This is a genomic window from Pseudomonas sp. D1HM (assembly GCF_019266105.1).
In the GTDB taxonomy this organism is placed as follows: Bacteria; Pseudomonadota; Gammaproteobacteria; order Pseudomonadales; family Pseudomonadaceae; genus Aquipseudomonas; species Aquipseudomonas taetrolens.
The window spans coordinates 536,601-559,860 of the sequence record NZ_LRMN01000006.1 but is presented as its reverse complement, the minus strand read 5'-3'; the positions used below and the strand labels follow the sequence as shown (position 1 = coordinate 559,860).

Here is a 23,260-nt window from a genome sequence, read left to right as displayed (position 1 = left end):
TTTAATGCACTGAGGCTACTTCCTTTACTCCAAGAAGGTTATTGGCTCATTGAGTCAGCTTAAGAGAAACCCGCCTGACGGCGGGTTTGTCATTTTGCGAGAGCACGTTTCGCGCTTTCCATCAGAGGCGCCATATAAGTATCTATGAACGGTACTATAGTTTGAGCGCCCTCATATCTGTCTGCAGCCGCTTCCAAGTCAAGTATGGCCTTGCCCGAAACTAGATAGTCTATTGTGAAGTGTGTCTTGTAAATCACATTAACTTTCGAAGGGGTCAACTCATAGCTACCGCCGCCCTTGTTATCAAGATTGCCACTATAAACCAACAAACTTACGAAGCACAGCTTGTCGAGAATGATAGGGATTGCAATTATGCATTCCGCTTCTGTTAAATCTGCACAGCCATCAGCGCAGGTAAAAACTATGCTTACTTTAGTTGGAGTGGTCAGTTTATTCAGGAGTGTGACGCAGCTTATAAGATTGTTCCCGTTGTGTGCAAACCAATTTGGAACAACCTCCAGTGCGTCATGATAGTTATGGAAGTTCTTGATATGATTCGCCGCTTCAAGTATTTCCAGCGAGATATCTAAATCACAGTCGAATCCTGCCCCATTAAACTTACCCGTCAAAACTTTACCCTCAATTTCCATGCTGAAATCTACGTTCGACGGGTTAGTCATCATTTTGATAAGTTTATAGTGTTTTAACAGCTCGTTCAGCTCGCATGCCACGTCTTCTTTAGCGTGAAAATACATTCTCATTGAGTTGTCATACATAGACATGTCAATAGAAAAGCGCTGGGATTTAAGTCTGACCACTCGATATTTCGATGGTACACAGGCTGACGCCCCGCCCCGATAGGTATCGAAAGAAAATTCAAGTGCTGTACCATCCCTTCGATTGCGGAACTGAGCCTTAGCCAAACCATCTGGCAATACATTGGACACATTCATAACGGCAGTGTGACTTTGTATTTCGTTCAGTTTTTCTGATATGCCAAATCGGGTAACTGTAGCCTCTAAATTTTTCACTTCCAGTGAATGATTATCTCCGAGCAAGATTCGGACAAGTTTGTCAGTATGGCCTATGTCAAGTTGAAAGCTGATTTTGTAGCTTCCCGGTTCGAAACCGCATGACTTTATAAAGGTTTGCTTCTTGATCACGTAATCAGCTTGAGAAGGGCCAATAAATTTAAGGATCTCGGATTTCAATCCTTCCCCGTTAAGCGACTGGATTTTAACACCCTCTTTGAAATCCAATGACATCGTTTTCAGATGCAAGTTAAGCTTGCCAGGCTTAGCTGTCTCACGCCTGATCCTTTCAAGTATTTTAGAACTAATGTTTTCGTCAATGTGTAATAGGTGAGCAGCCTGCACCTGTTGACCACCAGCCATCTCTATCAAGATATAAAAAGTGGGCAATGTAGATGTCGCCATACTAAGCAAGTTTGAAAGCTCAATTGACTTGGTTTTCTTCTTGGTATCCGTTGTTTTTACCTGGACCTTGCATTCAATGTTCGACTCATGTAGCCCACTTGCTAGATAGATATTTGCTAGGTGTGGTATCTCAAAGTGCAGGTCCCATCCATGGCGGTCAGTTGCTGATGGGTTCGCAGTGATACCTGAAAGCGCGCACCACTGTCTAATGATGAGCTCACCAGCTGTTCCGATATCCCTCCGCATACGACGTCCTCTTAGTGGTGTGCTATGAAAACGCCAGCATATCCAGAAATAATCCCTCGGGGAAAAAAATGATGTCCAAAAATCACTTGTCCCCCTCCCGCCGACGGGCCTTGTATCCTTTTTTTGTGCAAGTCCGGATGTAGTGCAAGCGAAGCTGCAGCCCAGGCTGGCCGTGGGGTTCTGCAGACGATCGGCAATTTCACAGAGTGCAAAGTTTTGAAGGGAAATGAAGTGCGGTTGCACAGCGGCGCTGGGTGCGGTCACGGAAGGGGGAGCGCTGGGGTGCCCTGTTTCATTGAGCGAAAACTTTGAAAACGTGGGTTTCGGTGGATTTCAAAAAACGCACCCGATCCTTTGTGGGCTGAGATTAGCTTTTTGCGGAGATAGGCTGAATTCCCTGCAAGCGACGTCTAACGGGGGCTCCGACCGATTTGGTAGGTTTCACAACACTGAAGGCGATGGATGATCAGATTCACCTTCCAGCAGTCAATACGACCCCATGAAAACAGCGTTTTTCTTGAGGTCCATTCTTAAAGACATGGAGGGCATTTCAGAAAGAGCGATATGAGTAATACGGGGTAGGTGATGGGGCTGGAATCCACGGTTTTACTGGGGGAAACGGTATTACATGGCAGAGTAATATTAAGCGATATGAAAAGTAATATTTCCGCCAACCCCTGGATTTATTGGGTTTTAAGGAATGGAAATATAGCTTTATAGAAAGGTAATACTATCGCCTTCCTATCGCTCAAATATCGCCTTTTCCTGAAATGGCTGGACGCCTTTATCCACACGGGCTGTAGCTGATTTTCGGAGGGGATATTACTAATATTACTTTTTTCTCGCCCCCCACGGGTTTTGGGCGTACCCCTTATGCGGGTGTCGGTACCAGGCTGTTACCATCGTTGTGAGTGGGAATCCCTACATTTGGAAAAGGATCTGGACTTATGGGAAACGTTGTTCCCGCGCTCATTGCTTTCACATCGACCGTCCTGGTGGGATATGGAGCTCACTTTTTAGCGGAGGACTACCGCCGGTTCAGAGACAGCACGGCTATAGCAGCCGCTCTAGCGGGCGAGATGGGTTCAATCGTGCTGTCGTTTCCTGGACTGCGCAACGTCCTTACCGAGATGAAAGATCTACTCGACGAGGAGAAAGCAATTGCCTTGCCGGAGATGCCTGATCAGTCCAGCCCCATATTCGAGGCAAACGCTGAAAAGGTCGGTATGTTGGGGGGGGAGGGGCGATTTCGCTAGAAGAGTCGCTTTTACCTATGACCAGATAAGAGCGTTCAGAACGTCATTTCAACTGCTCTCGAAACATCACAAAACGCTGGGCCCCCTTTGGAGCAGCGATCTTGCCGGTCGCTGCCTGTAACTCGTTAAAAGCAATCAGCCTGATGCAGAGATCCTTGTCGACAACCTCAAACTGTACTCGGAAACTTAGTGCGTCAGGGCGAAGTGGGTGCAGATGGCATTGCTTACTGGGATATCGGTTATTGGCCTGAGCAGCTTGATCGTTGCCATTTCCCGCGTACTACCTTCTTAACGACAGAAGGTAGACGGCTAATGCGAGGGTAATTCAACTCGATACCCCTAATGCGTATTTTTTACATTTCGCAGAAGGGGACAAGCTCAAGCTGGAAGGAGTGCTTGGCTGGGACTGCCTGTAAGATTTCTGCATGTGGGAAGAGGCGCCGGATAGTTAACGACAATGCAGTTTTTTGTTCAGGAGGCATGCGGCAGCCAAATATTGCACCTGTAAGCTCTCTGGCGCCAAACGGTTTGTCTTCATGAGGAGCAAACTTGTTGCGACCGTCCCCTGCGAAAATTCTCCACTCATTTTCATGCTTCCATGCGTCTGACTTGGTGTATATCAGCGAGTGGATTCGTTTCTGAGTATCGAAAGTAATTAATCTAGCCAAGAAATCCGAAAGTTCGCTTTCCTCAAATAGCATCGGAATGTCAGGCATGTAGGACATTTGCTTCGCCATTTGATATGGACTACCTGCCCCTGGCTCATCTTGGAAGCGTAATACCACCCCTCTATTGCTGTCGGCGTAATACGCCCACATAAGTTGATTAGTGGGTGAGTCTGTTAAGCATAATATTTTGGCGGTGGAAAGATGCTCTCTTGTAATTTGGTATGTCTTATGGATGCCTGTGTCAAGTGCTGCAAATGAATTTCTGATCCCTTCTTCCATTTTATTTATAAAGTGTTTTTTGGGCATTCTCTTAAGATGTGGTCTCAAGATGTTCATTGTGATTGACATTTGGCTATCTGCATGGCAGGTGAGTTCGCCAGTGAAAACCTTCCAAAGTTTGTCTAGTGCATGATGGAGCACTTTGTTACGGTCAAAGTCAACGCGAAGATCAAACTGGATGTCGTAGGGATCATTTAAAGTGGCTGGAGTGCTCCAGCGAAGCGTCTGGTTTTCAAGCACAATATTTGCGGTGCTATGAGTCATGTACTTATAAAAAGCTTCAGGCATTGTCATGCGCTCTAATGGACTGATGGTAATGATGCCATCATTTATCGTCCAATGAGTCACTGAGTACAGAAGTGAGCAATGTGAAATCACGCTGGCCTTCACAGACCAAGCCAACGGAATCCCTATGGTCTCGTACTGTGTGGGCTGTGAGTGGTAAAAAAATGGTACGAGCTTTCAAAAGGTTCTATGCAAACCATATAAAATAAGGGGAGCACCGAAAGTCGGTCCTATCCATCATCGGTGCCACGCTAAAGCGGCGGGAGGGCTCAGGCTTGGTATATAGCGGGTTTGAAGCTGTATTTAATGACATTTTGATCTGCGTGTTCTGTACCGTTTTCAGGCATGTTTGGGCGTCTGTACCCGGTCGTCAGCACACTGTACCAATCGAAATCTGGCGTGTACCACTGATGGCGACGATCAGAGCCCAAAGAGCGCGTGGCCCGGCCAGCGGCACTGCTCAAATCCGGATTAATCGTGAAAGGGCGCAAGTCTACCAAGAGCGCCGGGGTTTCGCCTGGAAACAGGTGGGGCGGGAGTGGCTGCATGGGCATGCCAACGCTTACGGCCAGCAACTGGCCACGAAGGAAGTCGCTCACCAAACCGGGTCTCAACATCAGCCAATGCCAGTTCCGTGCAAGTCTGGTGGAGCAGGGCAAGCGCTTTCACTGGAGCAGTGGCCGCCAGCGACCAGCCCATTACCGGGCGTGTAACCAGCTCGCTGAAGCTTCAAAAGTGATGGCGCTTCTGGATAAGATATTTCTTTGGGCGGCTGTGTTTGAAAAATCACCTTTCAGGCTGATCAAGAGGGTATGCATGACGATGGAGTGTTATACGACAATCATCCAGAGATTATGCGACAGTAAAGATCGCCTGTTTAATACTTGGGAGTAAGAATTGAAACGCCACATGCTCGCGATACTCGTGTCTATTTCGTCACTCACAGCTGCAGCCGATGACACGGTGACAATGCCAGGTCCAGCAATTTATTCGTGCACACAATGGAGCGATTCAGCCGCTAATTCATTAAGGACACCGCTCGCAATGTGGCTATTTGGTTTTGTCAGCGGTAGCAATGTACGCACAGCGCCAAATAACCTTCAGGCAGACATTTACGATAACGGTAAGGCGCTAGCATTTGCCGATAGCTACTGCAAAAGCAATCCTAATCACCATATGAGCCAGTTAGCACTGGCCATGGTAGAGAAATTTGGCGGCCCTAAAGCCAAGCATGAATGGTCGGAGTAATTCCGGATCATTATTTAAAATCGTTGGCTGCGCTCACTGGGACGACCTGCAAGTCCCTGTGCTTTGCCGTCTGGCTGATAGGGTGTCAATCAGTTCCGCATCTAAAAACGCAACCCTTTACGAGCAAAGGGTTTCGACTGATTTCATAGGCCTGGTAGCCTGCTTTCAGGCAATTGCTGATATCAAGCAGGAGCGGCGTCCCCTATGAGCGAATGAAGCTGATCAGTCAGCTCGCTTCAATCGCCGTTCGGATTTCGCAAGGTCTCGTGACCGGCAACTATCGACCCAACGCGTACGCTTACAGCGATAGGGGGTCATGTAGCAACGTAGACAAGAACCGGCTGCAGGCAAGTGAGCGGGGGTGCCGAATCAAACATGTCGGTAGATTCGCACCATGGATAGCTGCGACCTTGAAGCCAGTCCATTATTTCCCGCATATGCCGGGAAGGGCATTCCAGCATGTGTTCGATAGTAATGGAGAGTTGAATGGCCAGGCCGCTTTGCGGTGAAAAGACCCAATGATATTCCCCGCAGCCTACACGTAACTCTCCAGTCGCTTTTGTTGACATGCCAACCAGCCATTTGCACTTATGAACATTTGCCTCGGGCTTTGGAGGGGCTCCGAAGCAGAAGGTATAAACGTTCTCATATTGCAGGCTAAAGCTGCGCACGAGTACTTCAGCAATATCATCGCGCCCCTGGACGTTGGGAGGAAACAGGATGGTGTTTGTCTGCACCAGCATGTCAAGAGTGGCGTCTGGACTGAACGCATGCCGCAACAAGTCAGGCCGGTTGCCGTCTTTGCCGAAGATGTAGCTTTCAATCGCTTTGCTGGCATTTTTCATGCAAATATCCTGGTGCTGCTACAGGTGGGCTAATCGCAATTGCGCGCGAATTATGGGTTAACCGAAACTTCCCCCTTCGCGGAATTTGGTACATCAAACACCTTATCGAAGACCCACTGAAACGCCAACGCGTAAAAGAAGAAGAAAACGAACAGCCCCAGGTCGGTGACCAGTGCAGCCCACCAGGAAATCTCCAGCCACCATGCCACCAGGGGTACCAACATCAGTACTAGCCCCCCCTCAAAGCCCAGTGAGTGGATCAAACGCCTGCCCAACGTGCGAGCGCGCTGTGGCTGATGCGCTTCCCAGCACTCAAAAACGTAGTTAAACAGCACGTTCCACAGCAGCGCGCATACAGATAACATCAACGACAGCGCCCCCGCATGGGCCAGACCTTTGTCGTATATCAACGAGAGGCTGGGCGATAGCACCGCAACAGCGATTGATTCATAGAGGATGGCTTGAAGAATTTTTCGCGAAGGTCCTTGCATGGTATTTTCCGAAAGGTGGGTAGATCGAATACCTGCGACGGTATCGCGCCGTACACGCCAAGAAAAATGAGATAAATTGAATACTCATCAATTCAATTCATCCAGGGAACGTTGCGTGTTTTCGACTCTTCCGCTTAACGCGCTGCGCACCTTTGAGTCGGCTGCGCGAAGGGGCAGCTTTAAAGCGGCAGCTGAGGAGCTCTCAGTCACCCCCGCGGCCATTTCCCATCAGGTCAGGACGTTGGAGGCCCGCCTCGGAGCGATGCTGTTCAAGCGATCTGGACAAGGTGTCGCATTAACCGAGGAGGGCGAGTTGCTGTATCGCCAGACTCATCGCGCCTTGTTAGACATTCGCCGCAGCCTGGAGGCTTTTTATCCGGACGATGTTCCCCAAACCCTGACCATTTCCACTACGCCGGGCTTGGCCGCAGCCTGGCTGATTCCACGGCTGGGTGGTTTCTATCGGAGCTTTCCACAGGTCAATGTGCGGGTCGATACACGTAACGAACTAGTCGATCTGCTACGTGATTCCAGTATCGATCTTGCTATTCGCTCGGTCAGCCGCGATGACCCGAAGTTGTTCTGTCAGGAGCTAATGAACGAGCAATTCTCGGTTTACGGCGCCCCGGGCCTGGTGGCCTCGCTGAATCTCAATCAGATCGAACTGATCAACTTGCACTGGAAAATTCCGGGAGCCTTTTCAATCAACTGGGAAAGCTGGTGTGCGGCTGCACAATGCCAGGCCTGGCTTGAAACAGCGCAGATGCGTGAGTTCGACGATGAGCATTTTGCTCTGAGCGCAGCAATCGCGGGTCATGGGCTGGTGCTGGCAAGCAATGTACTGGTAGCCGACAGTCTCAGGAATGGAAAGTTGGTGGCCTATAGACCAGACGTCAGCCTGCCTGGCCCGCGTTACGTTGCGGTTTGCGTGCCAGGATGTGAGCGGCAGGTGCATGTGAATGCGTTCCTGATGTGGCTGGCCGGTGTCGCCCTGCAGGAAGGGTGACGACACCCGTTTGCTGCCCCTTGACTTGATCTTTTCAGCGCTTGTCATCCCTCCAAAAAATGGCGCTCGTTATAACTCCACCACGCTAGATGATGTTTTGCGCGGTGTCGTTACCTTGCTTGCCTCTGGAAATAGAGCGGTGGTGACGTAATCCACGAAGACTCTCAGCTTGGGTGAAAGGTGCCTGCTTGAAGGCCACAGCACCCGCAGGATAGTGTGGTCTCGATTGAATTCATCCAGTACGGACACCAGGCTGCCGATTTCCAGCTGCTGACGGATGGCAATGTCTGGCATACACGCGATGCCAAGGCCTGACTCTGCGAAGCAAACCAGCGGTTCAAGTGTATTGGCCGTCATTGAGCTGGCCAGATCAAAAATCAGTGTTTGGCCTCCGCGGCTGAGGGGCCACTGGTCGACCTTGCCACTACTGGGAAATCGGTATAGCAGACAGCGGTGCTGCATTAGATCCTCGGGGGTCTTCGGCACCCCATAGTGTTCGAAGTACTTCGGTGCCCCCACCATGATACGGCGATAGCTTCCGAGCTGACGTGCCATCAACCGGGAGTCACTCGGCTCTCCCGTGCGGATCACGGCATCAAATCCTTCCTCGATGACATCCACCAGACGATCAGAGCAGTCGATATCCAGTTCTATGTCGGGGTACTGACGTTTGAATTCGGCGAATTGCGGCATGAACAGTAGACCGACGGAAGGTAGGCTGATGCGAAGCTTGCCACGAGGTGTCTGGTTGGATTGCGCAAGTTCATTTTCCGCCGCCTCGACCTCACCCAGGATGCGCCTGCAGCGCTCCAGAAAGAGAGCACCTTCTGGAGTCAAAGTGACGGTTCGGGTCGACCGATGGAACAGTCGCGTCGCTAAGCGCTCCTCCAGGCGAGCGATAGCCTTGCTGACGGCGGAGGCTGAGATGCCTAGTTGTTGCCCGGCAGCCGTAAAGCTGCGCGACTCACCGACGCGAACAAAGACATCAAGGGAACCCAGGTTTTCCATGAACTTCCTTATTGATGACGAAGTAGTCATATATGTTGTGAACTATTGCCTATTTTTCTTCTTTTCGCCAACCAACACACTGCAGGGAAGGGCCAAGACAACTTCGATTTGAGGAATTTCATTAATGCACACGACGACTACACCTGCTTCTAACGCGGGCGCGCAGACCTTGCCGATCGCGGCACTGCTTGCCTTAGCAATGGCAGCCTTTATTACGCTGTTGACCGAAATCATGCCGGCTGGATTGCTTTCTTCCATCGCGGGGGGCTTGAACGTCTCCGAAAGCCTGGCGGGTCAGTTCATCACTGCCTATGCGGTGGGGGCACTGGTCGCTGCCATTCCAGTGACAACCCTTACCCAGGGCATGCGGCGACGCCCTCTGCTGTTGGTCGCGATCTTTGGGTTTTCGGTTGTCAACCTTGTCACCGCGCTTTCAGATAGCTACAGCATCTCATTGGTCGCGCGTTTCTTTGCCGGCGTCTTCGGTGGCATTGTCTGGTCGCTGCTAGCGGGCTATGCCGTCCGCATCTCACCGTCCCATCTCAGTGGGCGGGCGATTGCGATATCCGGCGCTGGCGCGACCATAGCTCTGGTGTTCGGCGTACCGCTCGGCACGTTGCTGGGTCGAGCCATTGGCTGGCAAGGTGCTTTTGGTCTGATGACTGTCCTGGCACTGGTGCTCATCGTGTGGGTCATCGCCGTCGTTCCGGACTTTCCCGGTCAGACCAAGGCGCTGCGCCAGCCTCTTACCGGAGTCTTTCTAAAAACGGGCATTCGTGCCGTGCTGTTTGTGGTGTTTACCTTCGTTGTCGCTCACAACATTCTCTATATCTACATTGAGCCGCTCCTCGAACCTTCGGGCTTGTCCGCGGATGTAGATGTTGTTCTGTTCGTGTTCGGAGTGGGCTCAATCATTGGTCTGTGGTTTGTCGGTTCAATGGTTGATCGCCGACTGCAACTCCTTGCTGTTGCAAGCATCGTGGTCTTCGCCTTTGCCTCCCTGCTACTTGTTTTTTGGGGGACTCTTCCAAGGATGGTTTTTGCTTCCGTCGTGATCTGGGGAATGGCCGTTGGTGGATTTGCCACAATCACCCAAACGGCATTGTCTCGTTTTGCCGGCGAATCGGTCGATGTCGCGCAATCTATGTATACGACTGGTTGGAACACTGCTGTTGCCGTCGGCGGCATTGTCGGAGGAGTGTTTCTTGATCGAGCAGGCCTGGCGTCCTTTGCATGGGGCGTTAGCGGGCTTCTCCTCCTCTCGTTGTTGGGGACGATCCTCGCCATGAACAGGGCGTTATTGCGAAAGGCTTAAGACGCCATTGCGCAGTTCGCAGGCTGTTTGCAGGTTAAGCCAGCAATGCTTAACGCTATTCGTTACGACGCAGTAAACGCCGGTCTTTTTTGTATTCAACGGCAGCTTGAATCATCAATTCATCCATGTGCTTGAGGTGGCATGAGCGTGAGAACCCACGCCACCTCAAGCCGCTCTGGATCAATCAGGCGATTGTCGCTCCCGGCCAGCCGGCCCGGCGCAAGGCGCTGAGCAATGTCCCGGCATCCAGGCCCGTGGCGGCATGGCCGTTGCCTTCCGCGGTGTCGGAGGCCAGCAAGGCGTTGATGATGGCTTCTTCCACCGCTTCGGTGGCGGCCAGGAACAGTTCGCTGATGTGGTCGTTATTGACCATGCTCAGATTATCGGTGGTCGGCGCACGTTTGCTCTCGTAAGCCGCTGGCGGCACATGCTGATTACCGGTGGCGAAGGCGATGAAGATGTCGCCGCTGTGGTCTTCATTGCCCCCTCCGGTGCGGGCCAGGCCGAGACTGGCACGTTGCGCCAGGCGCGTGCATTGGTGCGGCAGCAATGGGGCGTCGGTGGCGAGGCATACGACGATCGAGCCCATGCCCGGGTGGGGCAGCGCAGCCTTGAGGAACGGCGAGTCAGCCGGTTCCAGGTAGCGCCCCACGGGGTAACCGTCGACGCGCAGTTCATTGCGGATGCCGTGGTTGGCCTGAACGATAGCCCCCACGGTCCAACCGCCTTGAGCACTGCTCAGGCGCCGCGATGCGGTGCCGATGCCGCCCTTGAATTCATGGCAGATCATGCCGCTGCCCCCTCCGACGGCGCCTTCGGTTACCGGGCCGCTCTTGGCCGAATGCAGCGCCTCGGCCACATGCTCACGGTTTACATGGAAGCCGTTGATGTCGTTGAGCAAGCCGTCGAAGGTCTCCAGCACCACCGGCATGTTCCAGTAGAGGCGTCCGTCATCCGGCTGCTGTTCACGATCCAGCACCACCAGCGCATCACGCACCACGCCCAGGCTATGGGTGTTGGTGAAGGCGATGGGGCTCGTCAAAAGCCCAGCTTCGCGAATCCATTCCAGGCCGGTGGCGTCGCCGTTGCCGTTCAGCACATGTACGCCGGCAAAGCACGGTTGCTGGCTGGCGGAGCCTGCACGCGGCTCGATAACCGTCACACCGGTCAGGATGTCGCGGCCGTTGACGGTGCGTCCTCGCACATTGCTGTGGCCGACCCGTACGCCGGGTACGTCGGTGATGGCATTGAGTGGGCCGGGTTGCAGTTGGCCGAACTGGATATTCAGGTCGCGGGCACGCGCTTTCATCGTGTCTTTCATGATTGCTCACTTGTTTAATGTGTTGGGTTACGGGGCTTGGCGAGTCATCGGTCGAACCGGGGCTGCCAATCAGGTGCCGGTCTTGACCGTGTTCCACGTACGTGTCCGTACGCGCTCCATCTTCAACGGGAGGGGTTCCAGCGCAAACAGCGTGTCCATGACTTGCCTGGACGGGTACACCCCCGGGTTGTCGCGGACTTTCGTCTCGACAAGCGCGGTGGCGTCCTTGTTGGCGTTCGGATAACTCAGGTAGTTGGAGGACTGTGCGATGACGTCGGGGCGCAACAGGTAGTTGATGAAGGCCAGGCCTTGCTCCGGGTTCGGCGCGTCGTTGAGCTGCACCAGGCTTTCCACCCACACCGGGGCACCTTCGCGTGGAATGCTGTAGACGAGGTTGCGATGGTTGCCAGCCAGCTCGGAGGCCTTTTGTGCGTCGGAGACCCCGCCAGCCCAGCCCAGTGCGACACAGATATTGCCATTGGCCAGATCCGAGATGAACTTGGAAGAGTCGAAGTAAACAATATGGGGGCGCAGTTTCAGCAGCAGAGCCTGGGCTTTTTTGTAGTCTTCCGGGTTCTGGCTGTTGTAGGGCAGTCCCAGGTAGTGCAAGGCAATGGGAATGACCTCGCTCGGGGCGTCGAGCATGGCCACACCGCATTGACTCAGCCGGGCCAGGTTTTCTTCCTTGAATATCAGGTCCCAGGAATTGACCGGCGCATCCGGGCCGAGTATCGACTTAACCTTGTCCGCGTCATAGCCGATGCCTGTCGTACCCCACAGATAGGGGGCTGCATAGGCGTTTCCAGGATCGTTGCTCTGCAACTTGGCGAGGATTTCAGGGTCGAGGTGCGACCAGTTGGGCAGCTTTGAACGGTCCAGTTTTTTGAGCACGCCCGCCTTGATCAGGTTCGGAAGCAGGTCACCACTGGCAACCACGACGTCATAGCCGCTGCGGCCAGCCATCAGTTTGCTTTGCATGACGTCGCTGTTGTCGAACACATCGTAGACCGCGCTGATGCCTGTTTCTTTCTCGAAGTCCTTCATCGTGTTCGGTGCAATGTAGTCATACCAGTTGTAGATGTGCACGATGGGGGCGGCAGGCTCGCCGGCCTCGGCGCAGACCAGGCTGAAACTGAAAAGTGAGGTCAGCACGAATTGAAAGTAACGCGTGGTTTTCATCGGGATGCTCCAGAGCGTTAGCGTCGGATCCAGGGGCCCGAGCGCTGCTCCTGCTGGTGTGTGAATTATTGTTGTGCCAGGGCCTGAAGCGGAATCAGGACGGAGTAATCGCGGTGGCGGGTTGCACCTCTCGCTCCGGGTTCAGGGGATCAGAAGTTCACGTCGGCCATCAGCTTGTTCAATCTGTTCGCCGGTCAGGTGCAGGCGGCGGTCATTGAGGTAGTCATAGTCCCGTCGAGCGGTGCGCAACAGATCCAGGTCCAGCTCCACCACTTGACGGCACTCTGCGCGCCCGGCTTCGAATAACGTGCGTCCGAAGGGGTCGATCGCAGCACTCCCGCCGGCAAAAACGAGGCCTTCATCACCGTCGCCGACTCGATTCACCATCACCGCGAATGCCTGGTTTTCCTGAGCGCGCGCCATGATCGCGGTACGGTGGACCGGGCCGTAGGGGTCCATATTGCCGTTAGTGACCAGGATCAGCTCGACGCCGAGCTGGCCGAGGGCCCGGGCACTCTCCGGCAGCTCAATGTCGTAGCAAATCAGGATGCCGACACGCACGCCCTTCCAGAGTGCGGTGGCATAGCGGTCTCCCGGCTGGAACAGGCCGCGCTCCGACGGCCAGAGGTGAGTCTTGCGATAGTGCAAGGCAATCCCTTGTGGCGTTATCAGCAGGGAGGTGTTGTAGAAGGTGCCCGCGTCGTTTTCGGCGATGCCAACCACCACGGCGACGTCCCGTTCACGCGCTGCGCGCTGCACGGCCTGCACGCTCGGCCCGTTCAGCGGCTCGGCCACTTCGGCGAGCTGCTGCGCACTGGCGAACCCCATCAATTGGGTCTCCGGAAATATCAGCAGATCGGTATCCGCTGCGCAGGTAGCGATGGCCTGTAAGGTACGCTCCAGGTTATAAGCGGTGTCGCCATCGCGACCGGTAAGTTGTACGAGTTCAATCTTCATCGCTGATCCTTTCACGTGGTGTGGGCTCGCCATCAGCCCGACTGAACAGCACCTGCCAGGGCTGGATGGAGTATGGAGAGCCATACCGCCGAAAGTAATTACATCGATGGGGTAACCCCGTATGGGTAGAAGCGTGAGCATTACAGTGCAGGACATGGCCTGGCATCAGGCGATAGGCAGGCTGATCGAGACCCTCGACCGGCCGGGTTTCTGGCTGGCCCTGGTGCGTCTGGTGGACAGATACATCCCGGTGGACAGTTGGGTCGTGCTGATTTTCAGCAATGGCCGTCCGCAGGTACTTGCAGAATGCCCGGGCAAGGAGGGTGGCCCGGATCCGCTCTTTCAGGATTACCTCAAAGGACTGTACCTGCTCGATCCCTTTTATCTGGCCAACCGGGAAGCGCCCAGGAACGGGTTGTTTTGGCTGGCCGACGTAGCGCCTGAGTGCTTCGAGCAGACCGACTATTACCAACGCTACTTTCGGCTCAATATCGTGGCCGACGAAGTCCATATCAATGTTCAGCTCGACGCGCAACGCACCCTCAGCCTGTCGCTGGGCAGCGAGGCGCGCTTCACGCCAGAGCAGATCGCCTTGCTCACACTCATCCAGCCCTGGGTTGCTGCCCTGATGCGTCAGCGCATGGCATTTGAGCAGGAGGTGCTGGAACAGGTCGCTTCGCCGCCGCCCCGCTGGCAACGCTGGCTGGAGTCTACTGACCAGCAGTTGGACACGCCGCTCTCGGCCCGCGAACTGGAAGTTGGCCGGTTAATGCTCAGCGGCTGCTCGAACAAGGAAATCGCACGCAAACTGGCGATTTCCGCCGAGACCGTGAAGGTCCATCGCAAGCACATGTACAGCAAGCTCGGCATTAAATCTCAGTCCGAGCTGTTCTCTCTGTTTCTGAGCGCGCAGGGCTGAGTCGGCACGAGCCGCTTGCTACAACACAATCAGGGTGGCGGTGCCGTCTTGCAGTACGGGGCGAACCAGTATCTTGTAACAGTCGGCGTCGAATGCCTGGCCTGCCTGGATGGGGGCCTGCCGGGCTTCTGCTTCGCTGGCGTAGGTGCCGATGTAGCGCCAACTGTCGATGACGTGGAATGCCTCGGTTTCGCCGTGACGTTCGTGCAGGGCGATGGCGCCGGGAAAAGGCCAGTGATGCACGGTCCAGCGCGCCAAAGCACCCAGTAGGCGTCCGGTGTGGGCGGCATGACTTTCTTCGCCTCTGCAGGCGCCGGCGCATTTTCCGATTTGAGCCCTGAAGCAGCTGCGGCCTGTCGATTGTTCGAGGCCCAGCAGGCTGTGGCAAAGGCGGTGCTCGTCCGCCATCAGCATCAGCGCTTCGGTCGCCATGCGCTTGTTTCGAAAAAGCCCGTACAACTGAGGCCCGCCTGCAATTGAGGTGGTGTCGATGATCTCCAGCAGGCCGTCGCGGATGCGCAGGGAGCACAGTCGTTGCTGGCGCCGCAGCCGCTTGTTCTTCAACGGCTGCAGCTCTTTGATCAGTCGCGACTCCAGCAATAAGGCGCCGATTTCCCCGGCGGTTTGCTGGTATTCGATGCGTTGTGCCTGGCGCAGCATCCGGGCTTCTTCAGGTGTTCGGAGGTGCGCCAGCAGTCGGCTGCGAATATCGATACTTTTTCCGATGTAGAGCGGTATCGAGTCGCCCTCGGCGTAAAACATGTACACCCCGGGAGCGCGGGGAGCTGCCTCGACCTGAGCGCGTAGGTGTGCGGGATACTCATGGACCGGGTCGGGGCGAGCAGGGCGGATGGGCATTGTGGAACCTTCGTCGCTGATCATTGGGCGCATTGATCGCGCATGGCCAATCTGATACTCATCGACCTGGCAGGGTTCGATTGAAGTGCAATGACCCTGGCGGTAATTGCGCTCAACAGCCGCTGCAGGTCTGTTGCGTCAGCTCCAGATGCCACGCCGCACTTTCCCCGGTGGCGCGCCATAGACTTCCTTGAATTTTTTGCTGAATGCCGCCTGGGATTGGTAACCCGCCTGCAACGCAATATCGCTCAATCCCAGGTGAGAATGGCTAAGCAGGCTGAATGCCAACTCCATCCGGACTTGCGTGAGCAATACCCAGGGAGACACGCCAGACACGCGAACGAAGGTCCGCATAAAGGTCGCACGGGACATGTTGGCGGTTTTGGCCAGGGTCTCAATCGTCCATGGCTGGGCAGGGTCAGCCAGCATCGCCTGCCAAACGGGGCCCAGGCGCTTATCGCTGAGCAAGGCGAGCATGCCGGTCTCTTGACCGTGGGTGGCTAAATGGGCGCGAAGGATGAGGGTGAATAGCGCCTGAGACAGGGCGTCGAGCAGAAACCGGGCACCTGCCTGATCGGAGTCGGCCTCTGCGCGGAGTATTTCGATCAGGGCAGGCAAAGAGCCGTTTGCCGCAAAAGCACCTCGGGGGATCACCAGATATTCCGGCAACGAAGCAAACAGCAGTGAAGCCCGGTTGTAGTAAAAGCTGCCGCAGAGCATGTCCAGATCCACACTCGAACCGCCAATGCGCTGAACGGGTAAACCTCCGTGCGAGACAGGTTTCGGCGATGTGGGTGCAACGGTTTTACCGAGGCTATGCATCACATGTGGCAAGCCACCTGCCAGCAGCAGAATATCGCCGGCACGCATGGGTAGACGCTGGCCGCCCGGGAGCTCTACTCGGCACTCACCGGCCAGTACGATGTGGTAAGGCGCGGTACCCAAGGCTTCCTGTTCATGTTGCAGCGCCCAGTCACCCTGAAATTGACAGCGTACATCCAGGCTGCCGCGAACGTTGGCAAGGCTGATGAGTTTATCGATCGGGTTCATTTGAGCGTATCGGAGAAAAAACTCAGCCTATCGAACAAGCCCGTTGCGGGACATTGCATACACTCAATGAGTCGAAACATGATCACCAACTGCTCAGGAGTTAACGTAATGTTCAAAAACTGGTCCGAACTGCTGCCCAATATCCAGAAAGCGTTTGGTGCACTGGGCAAGAGCAATCCCAAGATGGTCAAGGCTTATATGGCCCTTGGTGAAGCCTCTGCCGAAAACGATGTGCTGGATGCCAAAACCCGCGAATTGATTTCGATAGCCGTTGCCGTTACCACCCGCTGCGACGGCTGTATTGCGGCTCACGCCGATGCGGCGATCAAGGCCGGTGCAAGCCGTGAAGAGGTAGCCGCGACCCTGGCCACGGCGATCTCGCTGAATGCCGGCGCGGCCTATATCTACTCGCTGCGTGCGCTTGAAGCATACGACACCTTGAAAAAATAACGCATCGCACATGACCGCAATGGCCCCGGACACCTCAGGGTGTCGGGGCTTTTTATTGCCCCCTCGTTCTTCAGCACGACAATAGCGCTGCGTTGTCCGCCGACACGTCCGGAATGGAATGGCTGTGGGGCCTCCGTTCGTCCAAAGCTCGGCACTTGCCGCTGAAATTAAACTCTTACAAGCAGGCACGGATATCCCGCGCTTCAGCAATGGAGAGTCAGCATGGACATCGACAAGAACGCGCCCGGGAACCTCTCTCAACAGGGGGTAACAAGGGGTACGGACAACGAAGCAGGGCTCGATCCCCGGACGGGAAAGCGTGAAGTTCCAGTGCCCGGGAAAGACAAGGCGCCTCATGAAGAAGACATGACGGACGTGGGTGCCGCCGACTCGGTAGCGAGTGAGCATCCTGAATCATGAGGCGAGCGACTGGCAGTCAAAAAGCCCGGCGAGCGTGTCGGGCTTTTTTGTGCGCAGCAGATAAAGCCCGGGCGTGCCGAATGCGTAGCCAATCCAGGCAGGCAACCTCGCGTTGAGCCTCTGCAGAGCGTTTGAGTTGGGTAAAACGTCGCCATACACCCGGATCATCAAAGCCATGGGCGATGATTATGCAGGCTGCCGCATCGAGTCGGTCTGCTTCGAAGAAGAGGCCCGCGTTCAGGATGAGTTGTGCATCCCAGTAGTCGTTTCCAGCGGATCTACAGCGTGAAATGTTCATGATGATTGACTCGCGCCGCTCCTCGGCATAGCCATTTCAGCGCCACTGAACGTCGGTGATGCCGTATTTTTCAGCCATTGGCCTGGAGAACAATTTGAGTGGCGGTTTGCCGGGTTTGGGAATGGGGGTCGCCCCCGCGTCACAGCCCGCCCACTGCCAGGCGTCCTCAGTGCTCATCCGTGCCGCTCGAACCGTGAGTTTCTTCGGAGCACCATGCAGTTTGTATTCGATGGTAAAGAGGTTTTGCTGACTCATGTCTGTTCCGGCTCCTTGCTGCCTTTCAGGGCAGATATTTATTGAAGGCTCTCAAAACGTCAGACAAACCGTGGTTGGCAAAATTCATTCATTTTTCGGCGGCGCTTTTTCGAGCGGCAAGGAAGCGCTGTTCAGCGTTGAAGGCGGGAAGGGCGTCGGGGAGTCAACCATGCGTTGTCGCAGTCAATCACTAACTCGCTGTTTTTAAATAAATTTATTTCAGGCTCGGGGTTCCCAAGCTGAATTAATGTTGATATATTTCCGCGCATTCCTGCACAGGCCACCCCGTTGGCCGCTACGAATCAACCTATTCGAAGTCAGCAGGATCGCAACAGCTACAGGGGCGTCGCCAAGCGGTAAGGCAGCAGGTTTTGATCCTGCCATGCGTTGGTTCGAATCCAGCCGCCCCTGCCATTTTCAAGATCTCATCCCGTTGATATCGAGCCGCATGCGGTCGTTGTCGTGGATGAGCGATTTGCTCAGAGCGCCTGCTCTGGCGCCCGTCCGGCCTGACGCTTCCTGCGTCAGTCGCCAGCTTCCAGACCCCTCTGCATTTCCGCGCACACTGCCGGGTAAACCCCTGTTCCAGTTCAGCCAGCCTTGGCCGAGACGATGCTCGCCACTTGGCGTGGCTGGCAGTTGAGGTAGGCCGAAGACTGCAGCCAGCGCTGGTCGGGGTACCAGGCGAACATGAATTGCCCATCCTTGAGTTTATCGACCACCTGACGCGCTACCTGCGGGCGGACGGCAGGGCAGCCCTGGCTTCTGCCGATGCGACCCTGACGCTCGCTCCACAGCGGGTTCACATAGTTGGCCGCATGAATCACGATGGCCCGGTCGCGGGCACTGTCATTGATGCCCGGCTCCAGGCCGTCCATGCGCAACGAGTAACCGTGAGCGCCCTGATAGCTTTCCTGGGTACGGAACAACCCCAGACTGGACTGGTGACTGCCTTCGGTGTTGGAAAACTGGGTGGCGAAATTTTCACCGGACTTTTGCCCGTGGGCGACCAGGTCGCGCAGTACCAGGGACTTTTTACGCAGGTCGAAGATCCACAGGCGGCGGGCCGTCGAGGGTTGCGAGTAGTCGATGACAGCCAGGTGCCGGGCTTGACTGGCGCCATTGTTGACGGCGCATTGCATGGCACTCAGGGCACTTTTTAACGCTTGGGGATTGAGTTCCGGGGCCGCGTGGGCGAGGCTGTTGAACAGCACCGGTTGAGAAGAGCTGGCGGCGAACGCAGGGCTGCACAGTGCGCCCAGGGTCGCGGCGGCCAGACAAAGCCGTCGCAAGAGTTTCAGCATAAGTAAAGAGTTTCCACTAATTGAGTTGGCTCCAGACGTTCCGTCGCTCCATGGCGGTCCTGTTTAGATGTTGGCTGAGGGGTGATAGGGTGCCCTTCAACGCGACGACCATGGATTGGAGTAAAGCAGTTGATCAAAAAACACGCATATTACTTGAGCATGGCTTTGTTCGCAGCGCCACTGGTCGCGCTGGCTGATGAGCCTTTGGTCGACGCTCTGCCGCCCTTGCAGGTGACCCTGGCCCAATTGCCGCAGGCGTGCCCGGCGCTGGCCGCTCGCTTGAACGCCCCGGCCCAGACGCTTTTGCAGGTGTTTTATCAGGGCCAGGCTTACCAGCCGGTGTGGGCCGATCACGCGCGTTTGCGCGAACTGCAAGGCGTATTGCCCACGCTGGCCGATGACGGGCTGGATCCGCAGAATTATCCGTTACCGGCCGCTGAAGGGGTGTGTGCCGACATCGAGATCAGCCATCAGTACCTGCAGGCCCTGCACGATCTGCATGACGGCCGGCTGTCTCAGGAGCGCTTCGAGCCGGTGTGGCATGCCGACTCGGTCGCCCCTGACCGCCAGGCCCCATTGCTGGCGATCGCCGGCCCCGGCCTGCACAACATCGAAGAGGCCTTTGCCCGGGCGCGTCCCGCGTTCGAGCCCTACCAGAACCTGCGCCGGGTATACGCCCGTCAGCGCCTGTTGCCGTTGCCGCAGTGGCAGCCCATTGCCGAAGGGCCGCTGCTGCGACCGGGCATGCAGGATGCGCGGGTGCCCGCCCTGGCGCAGCGTCTGCTCAATGAGGGCTACCTGAGCCAGCTTCCGGTGACCCCTGACAACACCTACAACGACGCCCTGGTGGCGGCCGTCAAGAGCTTCCAGCTTGATCACTCGTTGCAAAGCGACGGGGTGGTGGGGGCAGGCACCTTGAAGGAGTTCAACGTCAGCCCGGCGACGCGCCGTGAGCAACTGCGGATCAACCTCGAACGTTTTCGCTGGATGGCCCGGGATTTCGAGCCCACCAGCTTGTTGATCAATGTACCGGCGGCCTTGCTGATCGTTTATCAAAATGGCGAGCCGGTGTGGCAGACCCGTACCCAGGTAGGGCGTGCCGAGCGCCAGACGCCCTTGCTGAAATCCCGGGTGACGCGCCTGACACTCAATCCGACCTGGACCATCCCGCCGACCATCTTCAAAGAAGACAAACTGCCGCAGATCCGTCGCGATCAGTCGTTCCTGAGCCGCCATGACCTGCAGGTACTCGACAGCAGCGGACATCCGCTGGCGGCGCAGGACATCGACTGGGATCGCCCGGGCAACATTCTCCTGCGTCAGGGTGCCGGGCCGAGAAACCCGCTGGGCCGCATCGTCATCCGCTTTGCCAACCCCTTCGCCGTGTACCTGCACGACACGCCCAGCCAGGCGCTGTTCAGCAAGGGGCCGCGGGCGTTCAGTTCGGGTTGCGTAAGGGTCGAGGCGGTCTTTCAGTTGCGCGACCTGCTGGTGACTCCCGCCGAGAAAGCGCGCACCGAAGAGCTGCTGAGTACAGGATTGACCCACGAATTCAGACTGTCCTCGCCCATGCCGATCCTGCTCACTTACTGGACTGCACAAGCAGACAAAGAAGGGCGGGTGGTGTATGCCCCGGATATTTACAACTTCGACCCCGCCCTGATTGCGGCATTGACCGGCAAACGCTGACGCCGGCGTGACGTGGGGACGTTTACGATTCACTCCGATTATTGACTGTCGAGAGAGGGCTGCATGAACGATTGGCCGGATTCACGCATTATTGATTTGTTGGGTATCACCGCGCCCATTATCCAGGCGCCGATGCTCGGCGCGGGGGCGCAGATGATGGTGGGCGTTGCCAAGGCCGGCGGGCTCGGCTCGCTGGCCTGCGCCACGCTGAGTCTGGCGTCGATACGCAGCGAAGTGGCGGAATTTCGTGCCCAGTGCAACCAGCCCTTGAACCTGAATTTTTTCTGCCATCAGCCCGCCGAGCCCGACGAGGCCAGGGCGCAGCAGTGGAAGGCCCTGTTCAAGCCTTACTACGACGAACTGGGTGCCGACTACGATGCACCGACGCCGGTCTCCAGCCGTGCGCCGTTTGACGAGGCGACCTGCGCGCTGGTTGAGGAACTGCGCCCGCAGGTGGTCAGTTTTCATTTCGGTTTACCCGACGCGGCGTTGCTGGCCCGGGTCAAGGCCTGTGGTGCCAAGGTGCTCAGCTCGGCCACGACGGTTGAAGAGGCGCAGTGGCTGGAGCGTCACGGTTGCGACGCGATCATTGCCATGGGCTATGAGGCCGGTGGTCATCGGGCGATGTTTTTGAGCCGTGAACTGACCACCCAGATCGGTACGTTTGCCCTGGTACCGCAGATAGTCGATGCGGTGTCGGTGCCGGTGATTGCCGCAGGCGGCATTGCCGACGCGCGGGGTATCGCCGCAGCCTTTGCGTTAGGCGCGAGCGCGGTGCAAATCGGCACCGCGTATCTGTTTTGCCCGCAGGCAAAGCTGGCACAGGCCCACCGCCAGGCATTGCGTGAGGCCAGTTCCAGTGACACTGCGCTGACCAACCTGTTTACCGGCCGCCCGGCCCGGGGCATCGTCAATCGGGTGATGCGCGAGCTGGGGCCGATCAACCCCCAGGCGCCGGCCTTCCCGTTGGCCGGCGGCGTGCTGTTACCGCTGAAGGCCCTGACCGAGCCCGCCGGCTCCGGTGACTTCATCAACCTGTGGGCGGGGCAGGGGTTTGCCCTGAGTCCGGGGCGCACGGCCGAACTGTCGGCCTATGCGCTGACCCGGCACTGGATCGATGACTACATCGCCCGTTCCACATGCACATAGCGTGTTTGCGCGGCATGGCCTGAGGTGCGGATCAGCAACATGACCGCACCTGCCACCGGCAGACTCACCAGCAGCAACGCATAGCGCAATGACTCAATGCCATAGGCCGGTTGCAGGGCATCGCTGAACAGACCCGCCAGCAAGGGCCCGGCACCGACGCCCAGCAGGGTCGACAGGATGGTCTGCAAGGCCATCGCGGTTCCGCGACGGTTGGCCGGCACCAGCTGCGTGACCAGGTTATAGGACGGCGCCACCCACCACACCGCAAAAAAACTGTAGAGCGCGCACCACAGCATCGCGCTGGGGATCGGCACATCGCCCAGGTGCATCCACACGGTTTGCGGCCATAACAGATAGGCGAACAGCGCGCTGAGGGCGGCCAGGTGGCCGATGACCGGAATGCCTACTTGCCAGTGCGGGTTGCGCGGGGTCAGGTGGTCGCTGAGCCAGCCGCTGAACAACGCGCCGATCCCGGCCACACCGCCACAGATAAAACCGGCCAGCAGCCCGGCATGCTGCAGTGACATGCCATGGGAGCGCACCAGAAAACTGGTGTTCCACATCGCGATGGCATAGGAGCTGAGCGTGGTCAGCCCACCGGCCAGTATCAGGCAGCGATAGGCCGGGAGCGCCCAGAGTTTGCGTGCGTCACTGCCCAGGCTTTGCAGGGGATGCGCGGCATGCGCAGGGGCCAGGTCCCATCGGCCGCGGGCCGGGTCCTTGACCAGGAAAGCCAGCAGTGTAGAAAACAGCAAGGCCGGCATTCCGATCAGGATAAATGCGCTGCGCCAGCCGTACTGCTCAACCACCCAGGCGCCGAGGCTCAGGCCGATGACGGCGGAGAAGGTCGGGGCTGCCGTGAAGCAACTGATGGCAAACGAGCGGCGATGGGGCGGATACAGATCGGCAATGATCGACATCGAAGCCGAGGTGGTGGGTGATTCACTCACCGCGACGGCCATGCGTGCGACCGCCAGTATCCAGAAGCTGGTGGCCAGGCCACAAAGCATGGTGGCGACGGCCCACAGCAAGCAGGCCATCGCCAGTAAGCGGGTGCGTGACATGCGATCGGCCAGGCGTCCGGCAGGCAGGGCGAGCAGGGCGTAGACCCCGGCAAACGCCAGACCGGAAATCAGCCCCAGGGCGGTATCGCCGACCCCGAATTCACGTTTGATCGGTTCGATCATCACCGCCAGGATCTGACGCCCGACAAAGTTGTCGGCAAACACTGCAGCCAGCAATAACAGCAAACCGTGGCTGCGCCAGCCGACGTGAGCGTTGGACATAGTCGATTCCCAATCCGGTAAGAACGACAAAGGCGCGAACGC

The 23,260-nt window shown here is 56.5% G+C and carries 24 protein-coding genes, 1 tRNA gene and 1 pseudogene; 11 read left to right on the top strand and 15 right to left on the bottom strand.

From position 1 onward, the window contains the following. Positions 1-89 precede the first annotated feature (89 nt). On the bottom strand, positions 90-1,946 hold the full coding sequence (locus tag AWM69_RS09980) for a hypothetical protein (RefSeq protein WP_218726513.1): 1,857 nt from the start codon (positions 1,944-1,946) through the stop codon (positions 90-92). A 683-nt stretch (positions 1,947-2,629) separates the two neighbouring features. Here AWM69_RS09980 and AWM69_RS09975 point away from each other — a divergent pair. Beyond that, entirely contained in the window at positions 2,630-2,938 is a 309-nt protein-coding gene (locus tag AWM69_RS09975) for a hypothetical protein (protein ID WP_218726511.1), read from the top strand. 353 nt (positions 2,939-3,291) lie between these two features. Here the strand turns inward: AWM69_RS09975 and AWM69_RS09970 are convergent, their stop codons facing one another. After that, complete coding sequence (locus tag AWM69_RS09970) at positions 3,292-4,173, bottom strand: DUF2971 domain-containing protein (protein WP_218726509.1); 882 nt, start codon at positions 4,171-4,173, stop codon at positions 3,292-3,294. 196 nt (positions 4,174-4,369) lie between these two features. After that, positions 4,370-4,483: pseudogene (locus AWM69_RS23100) on the bottom strand (tRNA dihydrouridine(20/20a) synthase DusA); the annotation flags it as partial. Positions 4,484-4,716: 233 nt separating this feature from the next. Between AWM69_RS23100 and AWM69_RS09965 the strand changes: the two are divergent. Together AWM69_RS09965 and AWM69_RS09960 are read left to right on the top strand one after the other, a co-directional pair. Continuing rightward, entirely contained in the window at positions 4,717-5,064 is a 348-nt protein-coding gene (locus tag AWM69_RS09965; protein WP_218726507.1) for a hypothetical protein, read from the top strand. 3 nt (positions 5,065-5,067) lie between these two features. Further along, a complete protein-coding gene (locus AWM69_RS09960) occupies positions 5,068-5,418 on the top strand; it encodes a hypothetical protein (RefSeq protein WP_218726505.1) in 351 nt (116 codons plus the stop codon). A 314-nt stretch (positions 5,419-5,732) separates the two neighbouring features. On the opposite strand, the gene AWM69_RS09955 is transcribed toward AWM69_RS09960, so the two are convergent. Both AWM69_RS09955 and AWM69_RS09950 read right to left on the bottom strand, forming a co-directional pair. Then, complete coding sequence (locus AWM69_RS09955; protein ID WP_218726503.1) at positions 5,733-6,263, bottom strand: hypothetical protein; 531 nt, start codon at positions 6,261-6,263, stop codon at positions 5,733-5,735. 50 nt (positions 6,264-6,313) lie between these two features. Then, positions 6,314-6,754, bottom strand: a complete 441-nt coding sequence (locus AWM69_RS09950) for a PACE efflux transporter (protein WP_218726501.1) — start codon at positions 6,752-6,754, stop codon at positions 6,314-6,316. Positions 6,755-6,869: 115 nt separating this feature from the next. On the opposite strand from AWM69_RS09950, the gene AWM69_RS09945 reads away from it, so the two are divergent. Beyond that, positions 6,870-7,760, top strand: a complete 891-nt coding sequence (locus AWM69_RS09945; RefSeq protein ID WP_218726499.1) for a LysR substrate-binding domain-containing protein — start codon at positions 6,870-6,872, stop codon at positions 7,758-7,760. 69 nt (positions 7,761-7,829) lie between these two features. On the opposite strand, the gene AWM69_RS09940 is transcribed toward AWM69_RS09945, so the two are convergent. After that, positions 7,830-8,768 carry a LysR family transcriptional regulator gene (locus tag AWM69_RS09940; RefSeq protein WP_218726497.1) on the bottom strand — a complete coding sequence of 313 codons (939 nt, stop codon included), beginning with the start codon at positions 8,766-8,768 and terminating at the stop codon, positions 7,830-7,832. 124 nt (positions 8,769-8,892) lie between these two features. On the opposite strand from AWM69_RS09940, the gene AWM69_RS09935 reads away from it, so the two are divergent. Next, the gene (locus tag AWM69_RS09935) at positions 8,893-10,083 is read left to right on the top strand and encodes an MFS transporter (RefSeq protein ID WP_218726495.1); all 1,191 of its coding nucleotides are present in this window, start codon (positions 8,893-8,895) and stop codon (positions 10,081-10,083) included. Positions 10,084-10,267: 184 nt separating this feature from the next. Here the strand turns inward: AWM69_RS09935 and AWM69_RS09930 are convergent, their stop codons facing one another. The 3 genes from AWM69_RS09930 to AWM69_RS09920 form a co-directional block, all read right to left on the bottom strand. Beyond that, positions 10,268-11,392, bottom strand: coding sequence for a P1 family peptidase (locus tag AWM69_RS09930; protein ID WP_218726595.1), 1,125 nt, complete (start codon positions 11,390-11,392; stop codon positions 10,268-10,270). A gap of 81 nt (positions 11,393-11,473) precedes the next feature. Continuing rightward, entirely contained in the window at positions 11,474-12,583 is a 1,110-nt protein-coding gene (locus AWM69_RS09925) for a polyamine ABC transporter substrate-binding protein (RefSeq protein WP_218726494.1), read from the bottom strand. A gap of 141 nt (positions 12,584-12,724) precedes the next feature. Beyond that, complete coding sequence (locus AWM69_RS09920; protein WP_218726493.1) at positions 12,725-13,540, bottom strand: carbon-nitrogen hydrolase family protein; 816 nt, start codon at positions 13,538-13,540, stop codon at positions 12,725-12,727. 133 nt (positions 13,541-13,673) lie between these two features. On the opposite strand from AWM69_RS09920, the gene AWM69_RS09915 reads away from it, so the two are divergent. After that, positions 13,674-14,459 (top strand): response regulator transcription factor, encoded by a 786-nt coding sequence (locus AWM69_RS09915; protein WP_373274303.1) that lies wholly within the window; start codon positions 13,674-13,676, stop codon positions 14,457-14,459. Positions 14,460-14,477: 18 nt separating this feature from the next. Here the strand turns inward: AWM69_RS09915 and AWM69_RS09910 are convergent, their stop codons facing one another. Together AWM69_RS09910 and AWM69_RS09905 are read right to left on the bottom strand one after the other, a co-directional pair. After that, on the bottom strand, positions 14,478-15,317 hold the full coding sequence (locus tag AWM69_RS09910) for an endonuclease (RefSeq protein WP_218726491.1): 840 nt from the start codon (positions 15,315-15,317) through the stop codon (positions 14,478-14,480). Between the two features lie 138 nt (positions 15,318-15,455). Further along, on the bottom strand, positions 15,456-16,367 hold the full coding sequence (locus AWM69_RS09905; RefSeq protein WP_218726490.1) for an AraC family transcriptional regulator: 912 nt from the start codon (positions 16,365-16,367) through the stop codon (positions 15,456-15,458). 108 nt (positions 16,368-16,475) lie between these two features. Between AWM69_RS09905 and AWM69_RS09900 the strand changes: the two genes are divergently transcribed. Together AWM69_RS09900 and AWM69_RS09895 are read left to right on the top strand one after the other, a co-directional pair. Further along, on the top strand, positions 16,476-16,817 hold the full coding sequence (locus AWM69_RS09900) for a carboxymuconolactone decarboxylase family protein (protein ID WP_131654039.1): 342 nt from the start codon (positions 16,476-16,478) through the stop codon (positions 16,815-16,817). A 222-nt stretch (positions 16,818-17,039) separates the two neighbouring features. Then, positions 17,040-17,237 (top strand): hypothetical protein, encoded by a 198-nt coding sequence (locus AWM69_RS09895; protein WP_131654038.1) that lies wholly within the window; start codon positions 17,040-17,042, stop codon positions 17,235-17,237. On the opposite strand, the gene AWM69_RS09890 is transcribed toward AWM69_RS09895, so the two are convergent. Continuing rightward, the gene (locus tag AWM69_RS09890) at positions 17,232-17,414 is read right to left on the bottom strand and encodes a hypothetical protein (protein ID WP_218726489.1); all 183 of its coding nucleotides are present in this window, start codon (positions 17,412-17,414) and stop codon (positions 17,232-17,234) included. The two genes, AWM69_RS09895 and AWM69_RS09890, sit on opposite strands and share 6 nt — an antisense overlap. Before the next feature lie 157 nt (positions 17,415-17,571). Continuing rightward, a complete protein-coding gene (locus tag AWM69_RS09885; RefSeq protein WP_048380284.1) occupies positions 17,572-17,790 on the bottom strand; it encodes a DUF6555 family protein in 219 nt (72 codons plus the stop codon). A 339-nt stretch (positions 17,791-18,129) separates the two neighbouring features. Between AWM69_RS09885 and AWM69_RS09880 the strand changes: the two genes are divergently transcribed. Then, positions 18,130-18,204, top strand: a tRNA-Gln gene (locus AWM69_RS09880). A gap of 176 nt (positions 18,205-18,380) precedes the next feature. Here AWM69_RS09880 and AWM69_RS09875 read toward each other — a convergent pair. Continuing rightward, positions 18,381-19,094, bottom strand: a complete 714-nt coding sequence (locus AWM69_RS09875; protein ID WP_131654036.1) for a murein L,D-transpeptidase catalytic domain family protein — start codon at positions 19,092-19,094, stop codon at positions 18,381-18,383. Between the two features lie 129 nt (positions 19,095-19,223). Between AWM69_RS09875 and AWM69_RS09870 the strand changes: the two genes are divergently transcribed. Both AWM69_RS09870 and AWM69_RS09865 read left to right on the top strand, forming a co-directional pair. Further along, the gene (locus AWM69_RS09870; protein ID WP_218726488.1) at positions 19,224-20,783 is read left to right on the top strand and encodes a murein L,D-transpeptidase; all 1,560 of its coding nucleotides are present in this window, start codon (positions 19,224-19,226) and stop codon (positions 20,781-20,783) included. 63 nt (positions 20,784-20,846) lie between these two features. Next, the gene (locus tag AWM69_RS09865) at positions 20,847-21,932 is read left to right on the top strand and encodes a nitronate monooxygenase family protein (protein WP_218726487.1); all 1,086 of its coding nucleotides are present in this window, start codon (positions 20,847-20,849) and stop codon (positions 21,930-21,932) included. On the opposite strand, the gene AWM69_RS09860 is transcribed toward AWM69_RS09865, so the two are convergent. Continuing rightward, positions 21,905-23,218, bottom strand: a complete 1,314-nt coding sequence (locus AWM69_RS09860; protein ID WP_218726486.1) for an MFS transporter — start codon at positions 23,216-23,218, stop codon at positions 21,905-21,907. The two genes, AWM69_RS09865 and AWM69_RS09860, sit on opposite strands and share 28 nt — an antisense overlap. Positions 23,219-23,260 lie beyond the last annotated feature (42 nt).

Excerpts from the sequence above, each read along its gene's own strand:
- AWM69_RS09910 (WP_218726491.1), bottom strand. The coding sequence starts at position 15,317 with ATGCCCATCCGCCCTGCTCGCCCCGACCCGGTCCATGAGTATCCCGCA.
- AWM69_RS09895 (WP_131654038.1), top strand. The coding sequence starts at position 17,040 with ATGGACATCGACAAGAACGCGCCCGGGAACCTCTCTCAACAGGGGGTA.
- AWM69_RS09890 (WP_218726489.1), bottom strand. The coding sequence starts at position 17,414 with ATGGCTTTGATGATCCGGGTGTATGGCGACGTTTTACCCAACTCAAAC.
- AWM69_RS09950 (WP_218726501.1), bottom strand. The coding sequence starts at position 6,754 with ATGCAAGGACCTTCGCGAAAAATTCTTCAAGCCATCCTCTATGAATCA.
- AWM69_RS09965 (WP_218726507.1), top strand. The coding sequence starts at position 4,717 with ATGGGCATGCCAACGCTTACGGCCAGCAACTGGCCACGAAGGAAGTCG.
- AWM69_RS09930 (WP_218726595.1), bottom strand. The coding sequence starts at position 11,392 with ATGAAAGCGCGTGCCCGCGACCTGAATATCCAGTTCGGCCAACTGCAA.
- AWM69_RS09970 (WP_218726509.1), bottom strand. The coding sequence starts at position 4,173 with ATGCCTGAAGCTTTTTATAAGTACATGACTCATAGCACCGCAAATATT.
- AWM69_RS09885 (WP_048380284.1), bottom strand. The coding sequence starts at position 17,790 with ATGAGTCAGCAAAACCTCTTTACCATCGAATACAAACTGCATGGTGCT.
- AWM69_RS09905 (WP_218726490.1), bottom strand. The coding sequence starts at position 16,367 with ATGAACCCGATCGATAAACTCATCAGCCTTGCCAACGTTCGCGGCAGC.
- AWM69_RS09940 (WP_218726497.1), bottom strand. The coding sequence starts at position 8,768 with ATGGAAAACCTGGGTTCCCTTGATGTCTTTGTTCGCGTCGGTGAGTCG.
- AWM69_RS09925 (WP_218726494.1), bottom strand. The coding sequence starts at position 12,583 with ATGAAAACCACGCGTTACTTTCAATTCGTGCTGACCTCACTTTTCAGT.
- AWM69_RS09975 (WP_218726511.1), top strand. The coding sequence starts at position 2,630 with ATGGGAAACGTTGTTCCCGCGCTCATTGCTTTCACATCGACCGTCCTG.
- AWM69_RS09920 (WP_218726493.1), bottom strand. The coding sequence starts at position 13,540 with ATGAAGATTGAACTCGTACAACTTACCGGTCGCGATGGCGACACCGCT.
- AWM69_RS09935 (WP_218726495.1), top strand. The coding sequence starts at position 8,893 with ATGCACACGACGACTACACCTGCTTCTAACGCGGGCGCGCAGACCTTG.
- AWM69_RS09860 (WP_218726486.1), bottom strand. The coding sequence starts at position 23,218 with ATGTCCAACGCTCACGTCGGCTGGCGCAGCCACGGTTTGCTGTTATTG.
- AWM69_RS09900 (WP_131654039.1), top strand. The coding sequence starts at position 16,476 with ATGTTCAAAAACTGGTCCGAACTGCTGCCCAATATCCAGAAAGCGTTT.
- AWM69_RS09865 (WP_218726487.1), top strand. The coding sequence starts at position 20,847 with ATGAACGATTGGCCGGATTCACGCATTATTGATTTGTTGGGTATCACC.
- AWM69_RS09955 (WP_218726503.1), bottom strand. The coding sequence starts at position 6,263 with ATGAAAAATGCCAGCAAAGCGATTGAAAGCTACATCTTCGGCAAAGAC.
- AWM69_RS09875 (WP_131654036.1), bottom strand. The coding sequence starts at position 19,094 with ATGCTGAAACTCTTGCGACGGCTTTGTCTGGCCGCCGCGACCCTGGGC.